This is a genomic window from Bradyrhizobium sp., from assembly GCF_049512235.1.
Lineage (GTDB): Bacteria > Pseudomonadota > Alphaproteobacteria > Rhizobiales > Xanthobacteraceae > Bradyrhizobium.
Genome location: NZ_JBEKXH010000348.1, coordinates 1 through 6,791, shown reverse-complemented (window position 1 = coordinate 6,791; position 6,791 = coordinate 1). Strand labels below are relative to the sequence as shown.

The following is a 6,791-nucleotide window of genomic DNA, read 5'->3' as shown; positions in this document are numbered from 1 at the left end:
GCGCTGTCGATGAGCGGATGGGCCGAACTCGGCCTCGATCCCCGCCGGCTCGTGACCGTACGCGCAGCCGAGGTGGATACCGCGTTGCGGACCACAGCCGACGCGCTGGCCTGCGATGCCCTGGGTGCGGTGGTGCTCGAAGTCTGGGGGCAGGCTCGTCAGCTCGATCTCGTCGCCAGCCGCAAGCTGACGCTGGCCGCGCAGGCCTCGGGGGTCACCGGCCTGTTGCTGCGGGTGGCGGCGGAGCCTTTGCCCTCGACGGCGGAGACCAGATGGATCGTGCGCGCGGCGCATTCGCCGCCACCTCCGTTATGGAGCGCGTGGGGCGCGCCGGTGTTCGAGGCGCAACTCGTCCGCAACCGTCATGGCCCTGTCGGGCGGTGGATCATGGAATGGAAATGTGATGAGTGCCTTTTCAAAAAACCGGTCAGCCAACCGACGGCGGATCCTCAGCCTGTGGCTGCCGCGCCTGCCGATCGACCGCATCCAGCGCCAGTTCGTGCGCGGGCGCGCCGGGTCGGCTAAAGCTCTTTTGGACGAAGCCGCCAGCGGTTCATCTCAAGAAAGCCCGTCAAAGCGGGTTAAAGCGTTTTCGAACGAAATTGCCGTTTCGCGTGAACAACAAGATACCGGCGCTTCTGCTTCCATCATTCCATGCGTTGTCGTCGCCAAACAAAACAATGCGCTGCACATCTTTGCGCTCGACGACGCCGCCGCGCGGCTCGGTCTTGCGGTCGGCCTGCCGCTTGCCAATGCCCGCGCCATCTCACCGCAATTAAGGGTATTCGATGCCGATGAAGCCGCCGACTTCAGCACGCTCAACGCCATTGCCGAATGGTGCGACCGCTTCACGCCGCTGGTGGCGCTGGACGCCCCCCATGGCCTGTTGCTCGACATCACCGGCTGTGTCCATTTGTTCGGCGGCGAGGCCGCGATGATGCGGCTGGTGTGTGACGCTTTGACCGCGCAGGGTTTTGCGGTCAGCGCCGCCATCGCCGGCACTGCCGTATGCGCGCGGACGCTGACCCGCCATGCCCATGGCCGGATCGTCGGCCATGGCGAGGAAGCCGAGGCGGTCAAGCCGCTGCCGGTCTCCGCACTGGGCGCGGATGAGGCTGTCGTCACCGGCCTGCGCCGCGCCGGGTTGAAAACCATCGGCGATGTCGCCTCCCGCACCCGGCCTGAAATCACCGCGCGATTCGGCGCTGATTTTACCACTCTGCTGGAACAGGCGCTGGGGCAAAGCGATGCGCCGATCAGCCCGCGCAAGCCGGCGCCGGATTATATCGTGGAGAAACGTTTCGCCGAGCCGGTGGCAACCGACGGGGTCATCTCGGCGACCTTATCCCGGCTGGCCGGGATGCTGGTCAAGGCGATGGCGCAGCAGGGCAAGGGCGCGCGGCGGCTGGAGGCCCAGTTCTTCCGCACCGATGGCGCGGTTCGCACCATCCTGGTCGACACCGGACAGCCCGTGACCCAGGGCGCTGTCATCGACCGGCTGTTTGCCGAGCGGCTCGGCGCCTTGAGCGACCCGCTGGATCCGGGTTTTGGCTTCGACCTCATCCGCCTGTCGGCGAGCCGCACGGAAATCGTCGTGCCGCAGCAGCGCGACCTCGATGCCAATGTGCACGACAATGATGAACTGGCGGCCCTGATCGACCGCATCGCCGCGCGCATCGGCGGCCGGCGCGTGGTCGTGTACCTGCCGCAGGACAGCCATATTCCGGAACGCGCCGGGCTGGCGGTGCCGGCCCAGCATCATCTGGCGACCGCCGCGCTGGCGGCCTGGCCGGCCCGCGCCGAAGGGGAGCCGCCGCTGCGGCCGCTGCGGCTGTTCGAACGGCCCGAGCTGATAAAAGTCATCGCGCAGGTGCCGGATGGCCCGCCCGCCCGCTTTGTCTGGCGCCGCGCCGCCCATGCCGTGGTCCGCGCCGAAGGTCCCGAACGCGTCGCCATGGAGTGGTGGCGCATGGAGGGCGCAATGCTGACGCGGGATTATTTCCGCGTCGAGGACGAGGCAGGTTTGCGGTTCTGGCTTTATCGCGACGGGCTTTATGGCCGCGAGATCGTGCAGCAGGAAGGTCATGCCGTGCAGCCGAACTGGTTCATGCATGGATTGTTCGCATGACCGCGGCCAGCGACAGAGCGCCCTTCTATGCGGAGATCGGCGTCACCACCAATTTCTCGTTTTTGCGCGGCGCCTCGCATCCGCAGGAATATGTCCATCAGGCCGGCGAATACGGCCTTGATGCCATCGGCATCGCCGACCGCAATACGCTGGCCGGCGTGGTGCGGGCCTATGCCGAACTGAAAAACCCGGAGCTGGCGTCAAGGCCGAAATTGTTGATCGGATCGCGCCTCGTCTTTATCGACGGCACGCCGGACATTCTGGCCTATCCGCGCGACCGCGCCGGCTACGGCCGGCTCTGCCGTCTGTTGAGCAAGGGCAAGCTCGCCGCCGGCAAAGGCGAGTGCCATCTCGGCTTCGAAGACTTGAGCGAGTTCAGCGCAGGGTTTTTGCTGGCGCTGATGCCGCCATATCGGCTCGATCCTGACGCTGTGAGGCGGATATTGGAGAGAATGCGCGGCACCAGCGCTGACGGCGTGTGGCTTGCCGCCAGCCTGTTTCACCGCGGCGACGACAAGCGCCGCCTGGCCGGCCTGCAGCGCATCGCCATTTCAGCCGGCGTACCTTTGCTCGCCACCAATGACGTCTTGTACCACATCTCCGGGCGCCGGGTGCTGCAGGATGTCGTAAGCTGCATCCGCGAAAAGACATCGATCGAAGCCGCGGGCCGCCTGCTGGAGGCCAACGCCGAGCGGCATCTGAAAACGCCTGCGGAGATGCTTCGGCTGTTTCGCGATTATCCCGAGGCGATTGCCGAGACGCGGCGCTTTGCCGGCCGCATCACCTTCACACTCGATGAATTGAAATACCGCTATCCCGACGAACCGGTGCCGCCGGGCAAGACCGCGCAAGCCCATCTGGAAGATCTGACATGGCGGGGCGTGACGAACTATTTTCCCGCCGGGATCGACGAGAAGCTGCGCGCCACCTTGCAGAAGGAGCTGGCGCTGATCGAGAAGCTGAATTACGCGCATTATTTTCTCACCGTGCACGACATCGTCCGCTTTGCGCGGTCGCAGCACATCCTGTGCCAGGGCAGGGGATCGGCGGCCAATTCGGCGGTGTGTTTCATGCTCGGGATCACCTCGGTCAATCCGGTCGAGATCGATCTCTTGTTCGAACGCTTTCTCTCCGAAGAGCGCCGCGAGCCGCCCGATATCGATGTCGATTTCGAACACTCGCGCCGTGAAGAAGTCATGCAATATGTCTTCAATCGCTATGGCCGCCATCGCGCCGCCATCGTCGCCACCGTCATTCATTACCGGCCGCGCAGCGCGATCCGCGATGTCGGCAAGGCGCTCGGCCTGACCGAGGACGTCACCGCCTTGCTCGCCGACACGGTGTGGGGAAACTGGGGCGATGGCCTCAGCGAAATGCAGGTCCGGCAGGCGGGTCTCGATCCGCAAAATCCCATGATCGATCGCGCGGTGAGGCTTGCGGCCGAATTGCTCGAATTTCCGCGCCATCTGTCGCAGCATGTCGGCGGCTTCGTGCTGACCCAGGACCGGCTCGACGAATATGTGCCGATCGGCAACGCCGCGATGGACGGCCGCACCTTCATCGAATGGGACAAGGACGACATCGACGAAATCCGCATGATGAAGGTCGATGTGCTGGCGCTGGGCATGCTGAGCTGCATCCGCAAATGTTTCGACCTGATCGATTTGCACAAGGGCGAACGCTGGGAGCTCGCGACCATCCCGCGCGAAGTTCCCGAGGTCTACGACATGCTGTGCCGGGGCGAATCGCTCGGCGTGTTCCAGGTCGAGAGCCGGGCGCAGATGAACATGCTGCCGCGACTCAAACCGCGCCGGTTTTATGACCTGGTGATCGAGGTCGCGATCGTCCGCCCCGGGCCGATCCAGGGCAAGATGGTGCATCCCTATCTGAAGCGGCGAGGCATGAAGCCGGAGCAGATCGACTATCCGTTTCCGAAGTATGGCGACAAAAACGAATTGAAGGACATCCTCGGCAAGACCCTCGGCGTTCCCCTGTTCCAGGAACAGGCGATGCGGATTGCCATCGAGGCCGCGAAATTCACGCCCGACGAGGCCAACCAGTTGCGCCGGGCGATGGCCACCTTCCGCCATGTCGGCACCATCCATAACTTCGAGGAGAAGATGGTCGGCAATCTGATCCGGCGCGGCTACCCGGAAGAATTCGCCAAAAACTGCTTCAACCAGATCAAGGGCTTTGGCGAATACGGCTTTCCCGAGAGCCACGCCGCCGCCTTCGCGCAGCTCGTCTATGTCTCCTCATGGCTCAAGCATTTTCATCCCGATGCCTTTTGCTGCGGGCTTTTGAATTCGCAGCCGATGGGATTTTACGCGCCGGCGCAGATCGTCCGCGACGCCCGCAACAACGGCGTCACCGTGCGCGAGATCGATATTTCCTTCAGCCATGGCGACAATGTGCTGGAGGAGGTTTGCGGGAAATATCATGCGCTGCGGCTCGGCTTTCGCCAGATCGACGGGTTCCGGGTCCGCGATCTCGACGATCCCGACAGCTGGTCCGGCGATGAATGGTGCGGGCGCATCGTCGCGGCGCGCGAGCTTCGGCCATTCGCCTCGCTGGAGGATTTTGCCCGCGACACCGGCTTGCCCAAGCGCGCGCTGATGGGGCTTGCGGATGCCGATGCCTTTCGCTCCATCGGGCTCGATCGCCGCGCCGCGTTATGGGCAGTGCGGCGGCTGCCCGATGACGTGCCGCTGCCGCTGTTCGAAAGCGCGGCCGCGCGCGAGCAGCCGGACGAACATGCGCGAGGCTTGCCCGCCATGCCGCTGCCGGAACAGGTGGTGGCCGATTATCAGACCATCCGGCTGTCGCTGAAGGGCCATCCGATGCAATTCCTGCGCCCGATGTTTACAAGCGAAAGCGTCATCGCCTGCGCCGGGGTTGCCGACGCGCGGGACCGGCAACGCGTCCGCTGCGCCGGCGTGGTGCTGGTGCGGCAGCGTCCGGGCAGCGCCAAGGGCGTCGTCTTCATGACGCTGGAGGACGAGACCGGCATCGCCAATATCGTGGTGTGGCCGAAGGTGATGGAGCGCTTTCGCAAAGAAGTCATGGGCGCCCGGCTGGTGCTGGTCGAAGGCACCATCCAAAGCAGCCCGGAAAAGGTCGTGCATCTCGTCGCCGAAAAATTGTTCGACCGTTCCCGCGATCTTGTCAGCCTTGCCGACGACGCGCTCCGCCGCAAGCACGCGGTTCCCGCAGGACCGGCGCTGATCGAACCGCTGCAGGACGATTCCCGCCAGCATCCAAAAAATCCGGCCCAGAAACTCCGCCATCCCCGCGACGTGCGCATCCTGCCGCCCTCAAGGGATTTTCATTAGGGCACTAACTTCTTTGAGCATGATCTCCGCGCAAACAACCTGTTGCCGCCCTCGGGTCGAGCCCGAGGGCGGGCTTTTCCGGATATCAGGCAAGATCGAAGCGATCAAGGTTCATCACCTTGCTCCACGCCGCCGCAAAGTCATGGACAAAACGCTCCTTCGAATCAGCACATCCGTAGACTTCCGCGACGGCGCGGAGCTCGGCGTTCGAACCGAAGATGAGATCCACCCGGGTGCCGGTCCATTTGAGTTCACCCGTCGCGCGGTCGTGTCCCTCGAATACGTCGTCGGCTGCCGAGGCCGCCTTCCACGTCGTGCGCATGTCCAAAAGGTTCACGAAGAAGTCATTGGTGAGGCTCTCCTGCCGCTTGGTGAAGACGCCGTGTTGACTGCCTCCGACGTTGCCATTCAGGACGCGCATGCCCCCGACCAGAACCGTCATCTCGGGCGCGGTCAGCGTCAGCAATTGCGCCTTATCCACCAGCAGCTCCTCAGCCGAACGGCTGTGCCCGTCCTTGAGGTAGTTGCGGAATCCGTCGGCTGTCGGTTCGAGCACGGCAAAGGACGCCGCGTCGGTCTGCTCCTGCGATGCGTCGGTGCGTCCCGGCGTGAAGGCAACCGTCACGCGGTGTCCGGCGTTACCAGCCGCCTTCTCCACGGCTGCGCAGCCGCCGAGAACGATCAGGTCAGCGAGCGAAACCTTCTTGCCCCCGGACTGCGACCCGTTGAAGTCCTTCTGGATCGCCTCCAGGGCCCGCAGCACGCTCGCCAATTGGGCCGGCTGGTTGACTTCCCAATCCTTCTGCGGCGCGAGGCGAATGCGCGCGCCGTTCGCGCCACCGCGCTTGTCGGAGCCGCGGAACGTCGACGCCGACGCCCATGCCGTCGTCACCAGTTGCGAAACGCTGAGGCCGGAGGCGAGGATTTTCGCCTTCAGGGCCGCAATGTCCTGCTCGCCGATCAAGGGGTGATCCACCGCGGGGATCGGGTCCTGCCACGGCAATATCTCCTTCGGCACCAGCGGGCCGAGGTAACGCACGATCGGGCCCATGTCGCGATGCGTCAGCTTGAACCAGGCCCGGGCAAACGCGTCCGCGAACTGATGCGGATGTTCGTAGAAGCGCCTCGAAATCTTTTCGTAGGCCGGATCGAACCGCAGCGCGAGGTCGGTGGTCAGCATCGATGGCGAATGACGCTTTGACTGGTCATAAGCATCCGGCACCGTACCGGCGCCCGCGCCATTTTTCGGTGTCCACTGATGGGCACCGGCCGGGCTCTTGGTCAATTCCCATTCGTAGCTGAACAGGTTCGTGAAGAAGTTGTTGCTCCAC

At 64.2% G+C, this 6,791-nt stretch carries 4 protein-coding genes; 3 read left to right on the top strand and 1 reads right to left on the bottom strand.

The annotated features are described in order from the left end of the window. From ABSG20_RS25765 to ABSG20_RS25755, 3 genes are all read left to right on the top strand, one after another. A partial coding sequence (locus ABSG20_RS25765; protein ID WP_423867310.1) for an ImuA family protein occupies nt 1-525 on the top strand: 525 nt, incomplete at its 5' end. Then, nucleotides 446-2,128, top strand: coding sequence for a Y-family DNA polymerase (locus ABSG20_RS25760; protein WP_423867311.1), 1,683 nt, complete (start codon nt 446-448; stop codon nt 2,126-2,128). The genes ABSG20_RS25765 and ABSG20_RS25760, both read left to right, overlap by 80 nt. After that, nucleotides 2,125-5,460, top strand: a complete 3,336-nt coding sequence (locus tag ABSG20_RS25755) for an error-prone DNA polymerase (RefSeq protein ID WP_423867309.1) — start codon at nt 2,125-2,127, stop codon at nt 5,458-5,460. The genes ABSG20_RS25760 and ABSG20_RS25755 overlap by 4 nt, the downstream gene beginning before the upstream one ends. 85 nt (nt 5,461-5,545) lie before the next feature. On the opposite strand, the gene ABSG20_RS25750 is transcribed toward ABSG20_RS25755, so the two are convergent. Further along, nucleotides 5,546-6,791 (bottom strand): peroxidase family protein (locus tag ABSG20_RS25750; RefSeq protein WP_423867308.1); only part of this gene is annotated, 1,246 nt, incomplete at its 5' end.